We start from the raw sequence: 14,443 nt of genomic DNA, 5'->3' as shown, positions 1-14,443 counted from the left end.
TTCCCCGGGAGGCCTCTCCCGTGATCGAGGTCCACCAGGAGTCCACGGTCTCGGGGATGTGGCCGATGGTCAGGCACTCCTGGCGGGTCTCGTCGTCGGATGTTCTCCATGCGGAGCCTCCACGGATACGTGCCGTGCGCGTACACCTTGTTGCCGGACCCGACCCCAGGACCTTGGCGGGCGCGCGATCGTGACGAGGCCGCCGTTGATGTGCCCGGAGCCGGCGGTGAACATTTCCGGCGACGCGTTCTTGCTGGATCATGGCCCCAAACCCGTGATCGACCATGTCCGCCCTTACAAGGTGGATGTCGGCGGTTCGAAACCGTCCGCGCCCACCAGGCTGGTCAGGACACCTGACCAGCAGTCGAAGCGTCGGCTTCCCTGCCGGAACCGGCACCCCCGCACATGCCCGGAACTGTGGATTCCATGTGGTGAACGTGGTCTTGTTCTGATGAGATCACCGGATGCTCGGTTTCCTCCTCCGTCGCCTGCCCTTCTGGGTTCGTGAGCCCTTGTTCATCGTGATCGGGTCCGTTTTCGGTGTGCGCATCATGTATCTGGCTGTTCAGGAGCACGACTGGGGCGCGGCCGGTATCGGCACTGTGTTCCTCGTGTTCGCTGCGGTGAGCGTCCGCGCCGTGGTCCGGGCCCTGCGCGCACGCCGCGGCCCCGGTACGGCGGCCTCCGTGGATGGGCCGGCAGTCGTCGCCGCTCCGGTTCAGGTCCCCGCTCCGGCGCAGGTCCCGGTCGGGCCGCGTCCCGGCCCGGGGCCTGCGGAGAAGGAGAAGGAGAAGGAGAAGGAGCCCAACGAGTGGGGGCAGGCCGTCGCAGCCGTGGCTCTGTTCGGGGCGGTCGCGGGCGCGATGTGGGTGACCCCCTACGTGATGCCGTCCGACGACGACAACATCCCGCAGCCCGCCTCGTGTTCGGACGGAGAATCGGACGGAGAACACGAGAAGCTGCCCGCGGTGTACAAGCGGCCGCCCCGGCCAGCGACCGGTGAAGAGCTGTGCGCGGCGCTCAACCGGCCGGACCTGGCCAAGCTCCTCGGCACCCCCGCAGAGATAGCGACCACCGCTTCCGGCACCAACAACACCGCTCTCCTGACGGACGGGAAGGTCGCCCAGCCGTCGGCCCAGGTCGCGTTCGACACGTACACCGTGAATGTCTCGGCGACTTACAACGACATGTCGACCGACCAGTACGTGAAGCTGATGAAGTACGGGAGTGAGCAGGACGTGCGGACCCTCACGGTGCTCGGTCGGCCCGCGGTCCTCTCCTCGGCTCCCACCATGAAGATCGAGATCAACCTCGGGGGCGGCGGATCCGGCGGACCGGTCCAGGACGGCCCGCTGGCCAGGACGCTGACCGTGGCCCTCGACCGCGCCGACCGGGGCGGTTACTACGACGTCACCGTGTGGAGCGAGTCCGGAGCTCTCCCGGACGACAGCGCTCTGAGCGACATCGCCGAGAAGGTACTTCCGACGGTCCCCGAGCGGACTGCCGGCTGACACGCCGAGAACGTGGCCCCCGGTGGACTCCCCGGGGCCGTCCGGTGTGCGAGGTGTGGTGTACGCGACCTCCGGACCGCCCTCGTACGCCTGCCGGATATCGTGAGCGTCAGTGGACGGCGAGATCAGAGAGGCTGCCGTGTCGGACGTGTCGGACGAGGGACGGCTCATCGCCGGGCGGTACCGGTTGACCGAGCAGATCGGCCGGGGCGGTATGGGCACGGTCTGGCTGGCCGCCGACGAGATGCTCAACCGCCGGGTCGCGCTCAAGCGTCTGCACGAGGACTCGCGGTTCGCCGACGACGAACTCGCTTTGATGTACGAGCGCACCCGCCGCGAGGCCCAGAGCGCGGCCCGGATCGCGCACCCGAACGTGGTCGTCGTCCATGACGTCGTCGAGGACGACGGGCTGCCGTGCATCGTCATGGAGTACGTGCCCTCCACCACGCTGGGCGCTCTGCTCAAGGGCGGCGGAACCGTTTCTCCCGAGGAGGCCGCCCGCGTCGGCCGGGGCATGGTCGGCGCGCTGCGGGCCGCCCACGAGGCCGGTGTGCTGCACCGTGACGTCAAGCCGGGCAACGTGCTGCTCACCGAGGGCGGCCGGGTCGTCCTCACCGACTTCGGCATCGCCACGGCGACCGGTACCAGCACCCTCACCCGGACCGGTGAGATCGTCGGCTCCATCGACTTCATGGCACCGGAGCGCATCCAGGGCGACACCCCCGGCCCCGCGTCCGACCTCTGGGCGCTCGGCGCGACCCTCTACCAGGCGGTGGAGGGACAGCCGCCGTTCCGCAGGCTCACGCCGGTCGAGACGGCGTACTCCATCGTCACCGCGCCCCTGGCGCCGATGAAGCAGGCCGGCCCGCTGGCGCCGCTGATCACGGCCCTGCTGGCCAAGGACCCCGCCGAGCGGCCCTCGGCCCAGGAGACGGAACTGGCGCTGCGGTCGGTGACCGAGGACACGGAGCCGCGTGCGTGGACGGCGTCCGCCCCGGTGTCGATACCGGCACGGGGTGAGGATCCCGACCGTACGGGCGGCACGCGCAGGAGGACCGGCACGGAGAACGTGGCCCCCGTGCGGCCCCGGGACGGGCGTGGGCGCCGTACCGTCCTCTGGAGTGTGATCGCGGTGATCCTGATCGCCGGGGGCACGGCGGGCGGCGTCTACTACGTGAACTCGGCCCGTGACGACGCCCAGACGCAGGGCGCCGGTTCGGGGGCGAGCCCCACCCCGACGTACGCGCCCTCGCCCGTCCCCGACGGCTACCACCTCGTCACGGAGAAGCCGCTCGGCGTCGCCTTCCCGGTGCCGGACGGCTGGACGCTGAGCAAGCGGAAGTCCGACGGGGTCGTGTACGTCGACGAGACCCGGCTGGCCAGCATCAGCATCGGCATGGTCGATCCCGCCGGCGACCCCTTGGCGCACTTCAAGGACATCGAGGCGAACACGAAGATCAACTACCCCGGGGACAAGTACCACAAGATCTACATGCAGCGGACGACGTACCGGGGTCAGAAGGCCGCCGTCTGGGAGTTCACCTTCGAGGGCCGGGTGCGTACCTTCCACGGCATCAACCTCGGCTTCGGGCAGGAGGGCGGCCGGGAGTACGACATCTACGTCTCGGCGCCCGAGGCGCGGTGGGACACCTTCCGGCCGGTCTTCGACCGGGTCCGGGAAGGTTTCCGCACCACCCCCTGAGACCGGACCACCCCCTGAGACCGGACCACCGGCCTCAGGCCTCCTCCGCGCCGTCGTGCGCGTGCTTGAGCCGGGTGCGCGCGTCCACCCGGTCGGGTCCCGTGACCTCGGCCCAGAAGCGGTGGCCGCTCACGAACACCGCGAGCTCGTGTTCCCGGCGCCGCAGTTTCTCCACCTCGGCCTGTTCGTCGGCCGTCCAGCCCGGCGACGCGGGGCGCTCCACCTTGCGCCAGCCGCCGGTGTCACTGAAACCGTCCAGCGGCTCGACCGACCAGGGGAGCCGCTTCAGAAGGGCGGACAGCTCGGCCCGGACCTGATGCAGCTCCTCCTGACCGGCCAGGAGGTCACTCGGGAAGTCATAGGTCGTCGCCACGCGGTAATGGTACGCCTGTTCGATTTTGAGATGCGAGTTCCTCCGGGGACTTCCTCCCTGTCTTCACGCGAACGGGTGACCAGGCCGGGTGGGCCGGGGAAGGTGCGGTCAGTGGTCCCCGGCCGCCAGCTCCCGCACCACCCGAGCCGCCACCGGTACGTCCACCCCGTGCCGTTCGGCCGCGCGCAGCAGGGCTCCGCCGATGGCGTCCAGTTCCAGCGGGCGGCCCGCCTCGGCGTCGCGCTGCATCGACGACCTGGTGGCCGGGGAGAAGGCGTCGTAGCGGGCCAGGGCCTGGGCGGGGTCCGACGGGCCGCCGCAGGCCAGGCTCACCGCCGCCGTCTCCTCGACCAGGGCGGTCAGCTCGTCGCGGTGGCGGGTGCGGACGTCGCCCAGCGGGAGCCCGTACAGGGTGGTCAGCAGGGCGAAGGGGGCGAGGAACGACATCTTCGCCCAGAGTGCCGCCGCCTCGTCGGGCAGGACACGGGTGGCCGGTCCGGCGGCCGTGAGGACGGCGGACAGGGCGTCGAGGCGCTCACGCGGCACCGGGTCACCGGACAGGTCGATCTCCACGAACGGGCTCGCGTGTTCGATCACACCGGGGGCCGTACGGGTCGACTCGATGCGGATCACGGCCGGGGCGACGCGGTCGGCGCCGTAGCGGGCCCGCAGTGCGGCCGGGTGTTCGACGCCGTTCAGGAACGGTACGACCAGGGCGTCGCCCAGCGCCTTCGCCGGGACGCGTGCCAGGGCCGTGTCGAGGTTCGTGTGCTTGACGGCGACGAGGACGGCGTCGACCCCGCCGAGAGGGCCGGACGACGCCGGCAGCTCGGTCGTCGCGTCGACTTCCGCCGTGAACTCCCCGAACAGGCCGCTGCGGACACGGATTCCGCCTTCGCGGAGGGTGCGCGCGGTGTCGTCCCCGGCCAGGCAGATCACGCGGTGGCCGGCGCGGGAGAGCAGGGCGGCGAGCAGGCCACCGACACCGCCGGGACCGAGTACGGCGAAGTTGAGCGGGGTGTGGTCCGCGTGTACGTCCGCGAGTACGTCTGTGGGTGTGGGTGCGGGTGTGTTCGTGGGCATGGCTGATCGAACCTCTCCTCGGTCGGCTCCTGACAGGTAGCCGCTTCACGGAGCATGATCGCAGCCGGTACGGCTGTACGGCACAGCCCTTTCGGCATGCGGGCGGCGCGGATCGCCACGTACGCGCGAGACTGGAGGCATGTGCCGCAGCATCAAGACCCTTCGTCCACCCGTACTCCCCGAAGAGGCCACCGAGGAGGAGATGCGGGCCGCCGCCCTCCAGTACGTCCGGAAGGTCTCCGGCTTCCGGGCGCCGGCCGCCCACAACCGTGCGGTTTTCGAACACGCCGTCGACGTCATCGCGGCGGCCACGGCCGAACTGCTCGCCGGCATCGAGGTGCGCGGCGGAGGTGGTACGCCGGCAGCCCGGCACGCGTCCTAGGGGCGCGTACCGGGCTGCCGGCCAGGCGGAGCGTTCAGCTCAGCGTCCACTTCTGGTTGTCGCCCGTGCCACAGGCCCACAGCACCATCTGCGTGCCGTTGGCCGTGGCCGCGCCGTACGCGTCCAGACAGAGGCCCGCGTTGACGTTGGTGATCGTGCCGTCGGTGTTGACGTTCCACTTCTGGTTGTTGCCGCCGTGGCAGTCCCAGATGACGACCTTCGTACCGTTGGCCGTGCCGCTGTCGTAGGCGTCCAGGCACTTGTTGCCGTACACCACCAGCTCCTTGCGGGAGGTGTACGTCCACGCCTGGTTGGAGCCGCCGTTGCAGTCCCACAGCTCGGCCTGGGTGCCGTTGGTGATCGTGTTGTTGAAGATGTCCAGGCAGCGCCCGGACTGCTTGCCGACGACCAGGTTGCCGTTCGTACCGGGAACCGGCCGGACGGTCAGCGTGCCCAGGGTCGGGCCGTTGGTGACGGCGAGCGTGTTGGCGGCACCCTTGGACAGGGCGACCTGGACGGAGATCGTGCCCGGGGTGGAGCCGGTCGGCGGGAAGGACACCGTGGTGGCCGTCTGTCCGTTGACCTTGAGGGTCGCCGTACGGGCGGTGCTCGTGTCGTTCGTGTACGTGAAGTCGGCGACCGCGACACCGGTGTTCGCCGCGCTCACGGCGGTGTAACTGGCGGCGGAGGGCTCGTACGCGCTGCTCGCCGCCTCGGTGGCGCCGGTGACGGTCCGCATGACCGAGCCGCCGGCCGGGACGCTGACGGTGTAACTGGTGCCGTAGGAGCCGATGTTGGAGCGGGCCCACGGGTCACGGACGGTCGCGTTGGCGTTGGTCAGACCCAGGTCGGACCAGCGGACGGTCATGTTCTGGGCGGTGGAGGTTCGGTTGAGCAGGACGACGGCACGGTTGCCGGTGCCGGACAGGACCTTGCCGTAGACCTGGAGTCCGGTGGTGTCCTCGGCGACCTTGACGCCCTGCAGGCCGCGGGCGTCCTGGTCGACGGCGACGATCTCGGGGTTCTTGAGGATGTTCGCGGTCTCGGTGGTCATGGTGGCGAGATTGTTGCCGGCCAGCAGCGGGGCTCCGGAGATGGCCCACAGGTCCATGTGGGTGCGGTTCTGGGCGGCGGTGAAGCCGTCCATGCCGACCATCAGCATGTCCGGGTCGTTGTAGTAGCCCGTGTGCTGGGCGGTGGGGTGGACGTTCCTGTCGTAGTTGGTCAACAGGTTGCTCATGGACGGCTTGTTGCCGTAGATGATGATGTCGTCGTTGGTCCGCCACATCGCGCCCTGGCCCGGCGCCCAGTTCCACGGGTTCTGCCGGCCCCAGTTGCACAGGGACAGGGTCATCGGGCGGCCGGTGGTGGCGGTGGCCCTGGTGATCGCGTCGCTGATCGACTGGTAGGTGGCCGCCGGGTCGAGGCCCTCGGCGTCACCGCCGCACCAGTCGACCTTCACGAAGTCGAAGCCCCACTGCGAGAACTGGAGCATGTCCTGGTCGTAGTGGCCCTCGCTGCCGGAGCCGGGGGCGGCGGGGCGGCCGGTCGGGTAGTAGTAGCCGCAGCCGTCCTTGCCCGCGTCGGTGTAGATCCCGGCCTTGAGTCCCTTGCTGTGGATGTAGTCGGCGATGGCCTTCATGCCGCCGGGCCACTCGGACTCGTCGATCGTGATGTTCCCGGCGCTGTCCCGGGTGCCCTGCCACCAGCCCTCGTCGATGTTGACGTACTTGTAGCCGGCCGCGGGGAGCCCGGACGCGACGAAGGCGTCGACCTGGGCCTTGATCACGCTGTAGTCGATCTTCGCGGCGAAACTGTTCCAGGAGGCCCAGCCCATGGGGGCGGCGGGCACCGGTATCTGGCGGGTGGAGGCGGCGACCGGGGCGGTGTTGTCGAGGGCGGTCGCTTCTTCGGCCTGCGGCTGGGCGAAGAGGAGGGCGGCGGTCGCCGCGGTCGCGAGAGCGAGGGTGCGGATGGCTGTGCGGCCGAGGAGGGACGAGCGCGGCGGGGGATACATGCGGCTCCTTGCCGGGGGCGCGGCGGTGCGACTCCCGGAATTTTCTGGTCGATATATCGAACTGCGATCGGGAAACCGAACGAGGGGGCGCGCTGAAATTAGAGCGAAGGGAGGGTGAAGTCAACGGGTGTGGCAGAGGTTGTTTTCCCAACGGGGGCAATTCCGGCGGGGAGTTGTGTGTGGGGGTGTGTGGGGTGCGGGGAGCGCCTGAGGGGGTGGGGGCTCGGGTGCGTCGGCGGGTGCGGGTGGGTCGTGGTTGTTCGCGCAGTTCCCCGCGCCCCTGAAGGGGTGCGTCGTGGCTTGTCTCGCGGTTCCTCGCGCCCCTATAGGGGCGCGCCCGTTGCTCGGGGGTGGCGCATCAGGAAGGCTGCGCCCGCGCCTGCGGCGAAGAGGGCTGCCACGGAGACGCCTGTTGCCAGCCAGGTGGCGCCGAGCCACTGGCCGCCGAAGTAGCCGAGGGCCACGCTGTACGCGGCCCAGGCCAGGCCGGCCACGATGGACCAGGGGAGGAACTCGCCGACCCGGCGGTGGGCGGCGCCCGCGCCGAGGGAGACGACCGAGCGGCCGGCCGGGGCGAAGCGGGCGACGACGACCAGGATGCCGCCGCTGTGCGCGAGGGCCTGGCCGAGACGTTCCTGCGCCCTGGTCAGGCGGCGGGAGCGGGCGATCGCGCGGTCCAGACGGGCCCCGCCGTGCCAGGCGAGGCGGTACGCCACCAGGTCGCCGAGGACCGACGCCGTGGCCGCGCACAGGGTGAGCGCGAGGATGTCGGGGACCTCGTGCGGCACCTGCCCGGTGGCCGCGCCCGAACCGGCGGCGGCAGCGGTGGCGGCCGTGATGACCAGGACGCCGCTCGGCAGTACCGGCAGCAGGACGTCGAACAGGACGGACACGGCCACCAGGGCGTAGATCCACGGGGTCCCGGTCAGGGACCCCACACTCTCAAGCACCGCAGACTCCCCGAAACTCCCCCGTCGGCCCGATCCGTGCCGCTACCTCGCGGGGGAGCGGCGGGCGGCGTGTGACAGCCATACAGCGTACGCGGGGGGTCTGACCGGAGATCCACGGGGGGCTCATGTGTTCGGCACACGATGTTCACCCTGACGCGCGCCGGTGCCCGCCCCCGGGACACGGGGACGGGCACCGGCCGGTGACGGATCAGACCGCTATCGGGGTCTTCTCCCGCGACTCCTTCGACCTCGACGCGCCCGACGACCGCTTCGTGAGCAGGCGGTCCACGCCGAAGGCGCCCGAGCCGGTGAAGACGAGCAGGAAGAACGCCCAGCAGAAGGCGGCGGCCAGTTCGCCCTGGTTCTGGATCGGCATGAGGGCGTTCGGCTGGTGTACGTCGAAGTACGCGTACGCCATCGCACCCGAGGCGATGAACGAGGCGGCGCGGGTACCGAGGCCCAGCAGGACCAGGGTGCCGCCGACCAGCTCGATCACTGCCGCGTACCAGCCGGGCCAGGTGCCGGCCGATACCGTCTCCCCGCCGCCGCCGAGGACGCCGAAGAGCGAACGGGCGCCGTGGCACGCGAAGAGCAGGCCGACCACGATTCGGAAGAGGCCGACCGCATAGGGCTGAGCGTTGTTGAGGCGAGCGGACATGTGGGGGATGTCTCCTTCGGTCGGGATCGCTCCGTCGGGGGGACGGACCGGTCCTGGGGGCGGAACCGAGCGGGTAATCCACCGTAGGGGGGCCTGATCAGTGCTTACAAGTTCAACATTTGGCCACCACTTTGTGTCCGAACGGGTCTGGTTTTGTCATGTCAGCTTCACGATTTCCGCACGTGGGGCCCTGCTTCGGAGCGTGTGCGGTGCGGCCCGCGCCACCGCATCCGCGTCCGAAAATATGACCGAATCCACGTCGGGCCGAGCCCCGGCCGTCGGGGCGGGTGCCTCACCCGCTCAACTGTGACTCCATGACCGTCTCCAGCTGTGCGCCGCGGTCCTTCTCGCCTCGGACCCGGTCGAGCCGCAGCCGGGCCGAACGGCCGCGCACGGTCAGGGTCATCAGCATGTTGCCGAACCAGGGGCCGCCCGTGCGGCGCCAGGTGACCGGTGGCGGCGCGACCCGGCCGTGCCGGGCGAAGCGGCGGCCCAGTGCGCGGCCCAGGCCGCTCCAGCCCAGGCGGAAGCCGACCTTGATGTAGAGGGGGATGGCGTTGTGGACCGGGGAGCAGGTCAGCTGGAGGACGCGGGCGTCCGGGCGGGCCGCTTCGGGCCAGGTGGCCTCGGCCGCGTACGCGTGGTGGACGTCCCCCGACAGGACCAGGACCGTCGCCGGGGCCTCGGGGCCGGAGCCGGCCTCCGCGATCAGGTCGGCCAGGGCGGTGAACGAGGTGGTGAAGGCCGCCCAGTGTTCGAGGTCGGCCCCGCGGCGCAGTTTCTCCCCGAACCGGGCCCAGCGCGCACCCCGTTCGCCCTTGCACAGAGCCTCGTCCCACGCCTCGGCGTCGTGCACGAGGTGCGGCAGCAGCCAGGGGAGCGAGGTGCCGATGAGGAGATGGTCGTACGAGCCGGGATCGGCCAGCGCCTGTTCCCGCACCCAGGCCTCCTCACCCGGGTCCAGCATCGCGCGCTTGTCCTCGTCGAGGACCCGGGCCGCCCTGCTGTCCACCATCAGCAGCCGTACGCGGCCGAAGTCGCGCCGGTAGCTCCAGCGGACCGAGGCGGGGTCGGTGTCCGCCCGGGCGGCGAAGGCGCGTACCGCGTCCGTACCGTCGGGAATCTCGCGTACGGCCGCGTACAGCGGGTCGGTGGCCAGCTCGGCCGGGGCGAGGTTGCCCAGGTGCTGGTGCACCCAGTACGACATCAGGCCGCTCAGCAGCCGCTCGCGCCACCACGGGGTCGCCCGCATGTCGGCCAGCCAGGCGGCGCTGGTGTTCCAGTCGTCGATGACGTCGTGGTCGTCGAAGATCATGCAGCTGGGGACGGTGGAGAGGAGCCAGCGGACCTCGGGGTCGAGCCAGGACTCGTAGTAGAGGTGGGTGTACTCCTCGTAGTCCGCGACCTCGGCGCCCGGCGGTTCGGACAGGTCGCGGCGGGCGGCCAGCCAGTCGCGGGTGGCGTCGGACACCTCGTCGGCGTACACCTGGTCGCCCAACAGGAGGAGGACGTCCGGGCGTTCGGCCGTCGGGTCGGCCGCGATACGTGCCGCCAGGGTGTCCAGGGCGTCCGCGCCCACCGGGTCCTTGTCGTCGGCGGCCGGCGCAGCCCAGCGGCAGGAGCCGAAGGCGATCCGGAACGCGTCGCCCTCCTCGCCGCTTCCTCCGTCCTCGGCGGTGCGGATGACGGAGGGCGGGAAGGGCGAGTCGGGCAGCGGCCACACGCGGACGCCGTCCAGCAGTACTTCGTAGGGAGTCGATGTGCCCGGAGTGAGGCCGGTCACCGGGATCAGTGCGTAGTGGTGGCCCGCGACCTGGAAGGTGCGGGTCTCGCCGCCGGCGCCGTCCGCGCAGCGCGCCTCGGCGGTGCAGGGGCGGCTCGCCTCGACCCAGACGGTCGCGGACGAACTGTCTGCGTACCTCAGCAGCGGTCCCAGGCGAAGTGTCGCCACGTGATCACCCTCCTCCGTCGCACCGTACGGTACGGACGACGGAGAAGGGCGGGGAGGTTCCGTGCATGATGCAAATGTTTCACTGTCGGTCGGCGGCCGCGTGGGGGACGGGCGCGTGGTCGGTCAGCAGGCGGCGAGGTAGCTGGTGAGCGCGCTCTTCTCGGCCGAGTCGACCGACAGGTCGTAGTAGTACTTCACCTGGACCCAGGCGCGGACGTAGGTGCAGCGGTACGACGTGAGCGAGGGCATCCACTCGGCCGGGTCCTGGTCGCTCTTGGACTGGTTCACGTTGTCCGTGACGGCGATCAGCTGCGGGCGGGTGATGTCGTTGGCGAAGCCCTGGCGCGCGGCGGTGGTCCAGGCGCTGGCCCCCGAGTCCCAGGCCTCGGCGAGCGGGACCAGGTGGTCGATGTCGAGGTCGGAGGCGGCGGTCCAGGTGGCGCCGTCGTACGGGGAGTACCAACTGCCGCTGGTGGCGGTGCAGGCGGAGTTGGTGACGACGTTCGAGCCGTCGCGCTTGAGGATGTACTCACGCGTGTTGCACGTGCCGCTGATGGTGATCCAGGTGGGGAAGAGGTCGCGGTCGTAGCCGGTGCGGTTCTCGGCCTTCACGGTGAGCGCGGCGAGGTAGGTGCGCGCGGTGGCGGCGCTGACCGGGGTGGGGAGGGCGGCGGAGGCGGTCGGACCGTTGAGAAGTCCGACCGAGGCTATGAGGCCGGTGAGCGCGGCGAGTATGCTGAGCCGTCGACGCGCGTAGAACTTCGGCATGCGAACTCCCTCGGGGGATGGGGGTGTTGGGCGCGAGCGAGTGAATCGTCGCGTCGCTTGATTGCCGTGAGATGTGCGATCGGTAAGAAGTTAGTGACGTGGGCATGACATAACAACCCTTCGGGGTCGGTTATCCTTGGCGGTGCAGAAGGGGAGTAGCTCTTCGCCGGACCGTCGACATACTGCTCAGCTCGTCTGAGCCGGCGCCCGGAGGCAGGTTCCGCGCACATCGTGCGGACCGGCCGGCGAGACCTTCGGCAGAGCAGCACATACGTATTGCGTGTGCTGCCGTGCCGAGGTGTCGCAGCGCGGAAAGCGTGAGGTCATCGCACTCTCGGTGGGGCAGCCCCGACCGATTGAGGAACCTTGATCAGCATCAGTGTCACGGCGCTCGTCTTCGGCGTCGTCTTCCTGGCCGAACTCCCGGACAAGACCGCCCTCGCCGGGCTCGTCCTCGGCACCCGCTACCGCGCCTCGTACGTCTTCGCGGGCGTCGCCGCCGCCTTCGCCGTCCATGTCGCACTGGCCGTCGCGGCGGGCAGCGTCCTCACACTGCTGCCGCAGCAGCTCGTTCACGCGCTGACCGGCGTGCTCTTCCTGGGCGGGGCGGCTGTGCTGCTGCTGAAGAAGGGCGAGGACGAGGAGGAGGTGCGGCGGCCCGAGAACCAGTCCTTCTGGAAGGTGTCCGGGGCCGGCTTCATGCTCATCCTCGTCGCCGAGTTCGGCGATCTCACGCAGATCATGACGGCCAACCTCGCCGCCCGCTACGACGACCCGCTCTCGGTCGGCCTCGGAGCGGTGCTCGCGCTGTGGGCGGTGGCGGGGCTCGGGATCGTCGGTGGGCGGGCCCTGATGAAGCGGGTGCCGCTGGAGCTGATCACCAAGGTCGCGGCGGTACTGATGCTGGGCCTCGGGGTGTGGAGTCTTTGGGAGGCGGTGAGTGGGTAGGGGTGCCGGGTGCCGGCGCTCTGGTGCGGTGCCACCTCGTGAGCTGCCCCGGTGGGTGCTCGGGAGGTGACCGGTCGGTGAACGATTGCCTCAGGCGGTAGCGGTGGGCGCGGTTTCTTTTGTACCGTGGAGAAACAAAGTGGCTCCCGCCCGTTTTCCCTGACCGGCGGGCGGGGCCGCCTTGGTCCCGTACCTGTTCCTTGGAGCCTGCCGATGACGGCCACCACCGTGCTCACCGCCCGCGCCCTCCTTCTCGACATGGACGGCACCCTCGTCAACTCGGACGCCGTCGTCGAGCGGGTCTGGCGGCGCTGGGCGGACCGGCACGGGCTGGACGGTGACGAGGTGATGCACGTGGTGCACGGGCGGCAGGGGTACGCCTCCATGGCGGTGCTGCTGCCCGGTCGGCCCATGGAGCAGAACCACGCCGACAACGCACGTCTGCTCGCGGAGGAGACCGCCGACCTGGACGGCGTGGTGGCGATCCCGGGCGCGTCCGAGTTCCTGGCCTCCCTGAAGGGGTTGCCGCACGCCCTGGTGACCTCCGCGAATGTCGGGCTGTCGACCGCGCGGATGGGGGCGGCGGGGTTGGGGTTGCCGGATGTGCGCATCACCGCGGAGTCGGTGGGCGCCAGCAAGCCGGACCCGGAAGGGTTCTTGAAGGGCGCGGCCGAGCTGGGGGTCGACCCCGCCGACTGTGTGGTCTTCGAGGACTCGGGGGCGGGGATCTCGGCGGGGCGTTCCGCGGGGATGCGAGTGGTGGGGGTCGGGCCGCGCGCCCACCTGCACCGACCGGATGTGGTGGTCCCGGATCTGGTGGGGGTGCGGGTCGAGCGGGTGGGGGACGGGGAGCTGCGGGTGCGGTTCGGGGTGTGAGGGTCTCTCCCACCCATCCACCCACTCGCCCACCCGCTCGCTCACGACTGCCGGGGCGGGCTCGAACAGGCCCGCGACGAACTCCCGCCGGGCCCGCGCGCCCTATGGCTCGGTCGTTTCCGACTCCAGCCGGGTGCGGGTCGTCCGGTCGTACACGCCGGGTTCGTCCGCGGTGATGCCGCGAGTCGTCTGGTAGGTGGTCACCGCGGTCTCGACGTTGTCGTCGTACACGCCGTCCGTGTCGTTGAGGTAGATCGCCAACTGGCGTAGCCGCAGCTGGAGTTCGAGGACCTCGTCGCCGTGGTCGCCGGGGCGCAGGACGGGGGCGTTCTCCTTGTCGTCGCCGCCGGGGGCCGGCGAGATCGTGCCGGTGGCCTGCGCGGTCGTCGGCGCCTGGGTCGGGGTGGCCGACCTGGACGGGGCCACGGAGGGGGCCGCCGGGGCGGGCGAGAGGGTCGGGGTCGGGCTGAGGGGCGGGGCGGGAGCGGGCGATGCCGATGCCGACGCCGACGAGGTGGGACTGCTGGACGGTGTCGGGGAGGCCGCGCTGGTCGTCGCGGCCGGCACGCTCTCCCGTACTTCCTGGGCGGCCGTGTTGTCCCGGGCCGGCTTGTCGTACGTGAACATCCCGACAGCCAGTCCGCCCGCCGCCAGTACGGCCACGACCGCTCCGGCCGCGCCGAGGAGCAGGACCCGGGGGCGGCGGCTCGAATCGCCCAGCTGTTCGTCCTCGGCGGAGTCGGCCGGGTCGGCGGGGTACGCGGGGTACGTGGGTTGGGCGGGGGCACCCGTGGGCTGCGGTAAGGACGGCAGCACGGTGGTCGCGGGTTCGTCCGTCGCCCAGGCGGTCTGCTGGATCGCCGGCAGCGGCATCGTGGCCTCGGCCGCCCCGCCGGGGGCCGGGTGCTCGGACGACGAGGGAGACGAAGGCGAGGCGGCAGAGGCGGGCGTGGCCGGTGCTTGCGGGGTCAGTTCCACGTACGGGCGTATCCGCAGAGGGTCGAAGTCCTCCGCCGCCGCTGCCTCCGCCGACCGGTTCTCCAGGTGGGCGTCGGCCGCGCGTTCGGCGCAGGCGCAGGAGGGCGTGTTGTCGGCTCCCCGGGGCGCGCCGCACTCCGGACACACGTGCCCCTTCGGATCGTTCACTGCGTGTCGGTTCCTTCCCCGTACGAACCCCCGTACGAACCCCCGTGCGATTGTCAGAGGTTATCCAAAGCCTCTTCA

The 14,443-nt window shown here is 70.8% G+C and carries 13 protein-coding genes; 5 read left to right on the top strand and 8 right to left on the bottom strand.

Features of this window, described 5'->3' with window-relative positions; translation table 11 throughout:
* The first annotated feature begins 464 nt into the window (after nt 1-464).
* Nucleotides 465-1,511 carry a DUF6215 domain-containing protein gene (locus PV734_RS22250; RefSeq protein WP_319291212.1) on the top strand — a complete coding sequence of 349 codons (1,047 nt, stop codon included), beginning with the start codon at nt 465-467 and terminating at the stop codon, nt 1,509-1,511.
* Nucleotides 1,512-1,659: 148 nt separating this feature from the next.
* Nucleotides 1,660-3,213, top strand: coding sequence for a serine/threonine-protein kinase (locus PV734_RS22245; protein WP_319198785.1), 1,554 nt, complete (start codon nt 1,660-1,662; stop codon nt 3,211-3,213).
* 34 nt (nt 3,214-3,247) lie between these two features.
* On the opposite strand, the gene PV734_RS22240 is transcribed toward PV734_RS22245, so the two are convergent.
* Nucleotides 3,248-3,586 (bottom strand): hypothetical protein, encoded by a 339-nt coding sequence (locus PV734_RS22240; RefSeq protein WP_319093144.1) that lies wholly within the window; start codon nt 3,584-3,586, stop codon nt 3,248-3,250.
* Between the two features lie 108 nt (nt 3,587-3,694).
* Nucleotides 3,695-4,669, bottom strand: coding sequence for a 2-dehydropantoate 2-reductase (locus tag PV734_RS22235; protein WP_319291208.1), 975 nt, complete (start codon nt 4,667-4,669; stop codon nt 3,695-3,697).
* Nucleotides 4,670-4,808: 139 nt separating this feature from the next.
* Between PV734_RS22235 and PV734_RS22230 the strand changes: the two genes are divergently transcribed.
* Nucleotides 4,809-5,051 (top strand): DUF2277 domain-containing protein, encoded by a 243-nt coding sequence (locus PV734_RS22230; RefSeq protein ID WP_319093142.1) that lies wholly within the window; start codon nt 4,809-4,811, stop codon nt 5,049-5,051.
* A gap of 34 nt (nt 5,052-5,085) precedes the next feature.
* On the opposite strand, the gene PV734_RS22225 is transcribed toward PV734_RS22230, so the two are convergent.
* The 5 genes from PV734_RS22225 to PV734_RS22205 form a co-directional block, all read right to left on the bottom strand.
* Nucleotides 5,086-7,068 carry a ricin-type beta-trefoil lectin domain protein gene (locus PV734_RS22225; protein WP_319093141.1) on the bottom strand — a complete coding sequence of 661 codons (1,983 nt, stop codon included), beginning with the start codon at nt 7,066-7,068 and terminating at the stop codon, nt 5,086-5,088.
* Nucleotides 7,069-7,391: 323 nt separating this feature from the next.
* Complete coding sequence (locus tag PV734_RS22220; RefSeq protein ID WP_319093140.1) at nt 7,392-8,018, bottom strand: DedA family protein; 627 nt, start codon at nt 8,016-8,018, stop codon at nt 7,392-7,394.
* 208 nt (nt 8,019-8,226) lie between these two features.
* Nucleotides 8,227-8,676 carry a DoxX family protein gene (locus PV734_RS22215; RefSeq protein ID WP_319093139.1) on the bottom strand — a complete coding sequence of 150 codons (450 nt, stop codon included), beginning with the start codon at nt 8,674-8,676 and terminating at the stop codon, nt 8,227-8,229.
* 292 nt (nt 8,677-8,968) lie between these two features.
* Entirely contained in the window at nt 8,969-10,627 is a 1,659-nt protein-coding gene (locus tag PV734_RS22210; RefSeq protein ID WP_319291205.1) for an alkaline phosphatase D family protein, read from the bottom strand.
* 123 nt (nt 10,628-10,750) lie between these two features.
* On the bottom strand, nt 10,751-11,395 hold the full coding sequence (locus PV734_RS22205; protein WP_319093137.1) for an HNH endonuclease family protein: 645 nt from the start codon (nt 11,393-11,395) through the stop codon (nt 10,751-10,753).
* Nucleotides 11,396-11,761: 366 nt separating this feature from the next.
* Between PV734_RS22205 and PV734_RS22200 the strand changes: the two genes are divergently transcribed.
* Together PV734_RS22200 and PV734_RS22195 are read left to right on the top strand one after the other, a co-directional pair.
* On the top strand, nt 11,762-12,343 hold the full coding sequence (locus PV734_RS22200; protein WP_319093136.1) for a TMEM165/GDT1 family protein: 582 nt from the start codon (nt 11,762-11,764) through the stop codon (nt 12,341-12,343).
* A gap of 213 nt (nt 12,344-12,556) precedes the next feature.
* Nucleotides 12,557-13,219, top strand: a complete 663-nt coding sequence (locus tag PV734_RS22195; protein WP_319093135.1) for an HAD family hydrolase — start codon at nt 12,557-12,559, stop codon at nt 13,217-13,219.
* Nucleotides 13,220-13,321: 102 nt separating this feature from the next.
* Here the strand turns inward: PV734_RS22195 and PV734_RS22190 are convergent, their stop codons facing one another.
* On the bottom strand, nt 13,322-14,365 hold the full coding sequence (locus tag PV734_RS22190) for a peptidoglycan-binding domain-containing protein (RefSeq protein ID WP_319093134.1): 1,044 nt from the start codon (nt 14,363-14,365) through the stop codon (nt 13,322-13,324).
* Nucleotides 14,366-14,443 lie beyond the last annotated feature (78 nt).

The organism is Streptomyces sp. AK08-02 (genome assembly GCF_033795085.1).
In the GTDB taxonomy this organism is placed as follows: domain Bacteria; phylum Actinomycetota; class Actinomycetes; order Streptomycetales; family Streptomycetaceae; genus Streptomyces; species Streptomyces echiniscabiei.
The sequence above is the reverse complement of the archived record's forward strand: the minus strand, read 5'-3'. Positions and strand labels throughout refer to the sequence as shown.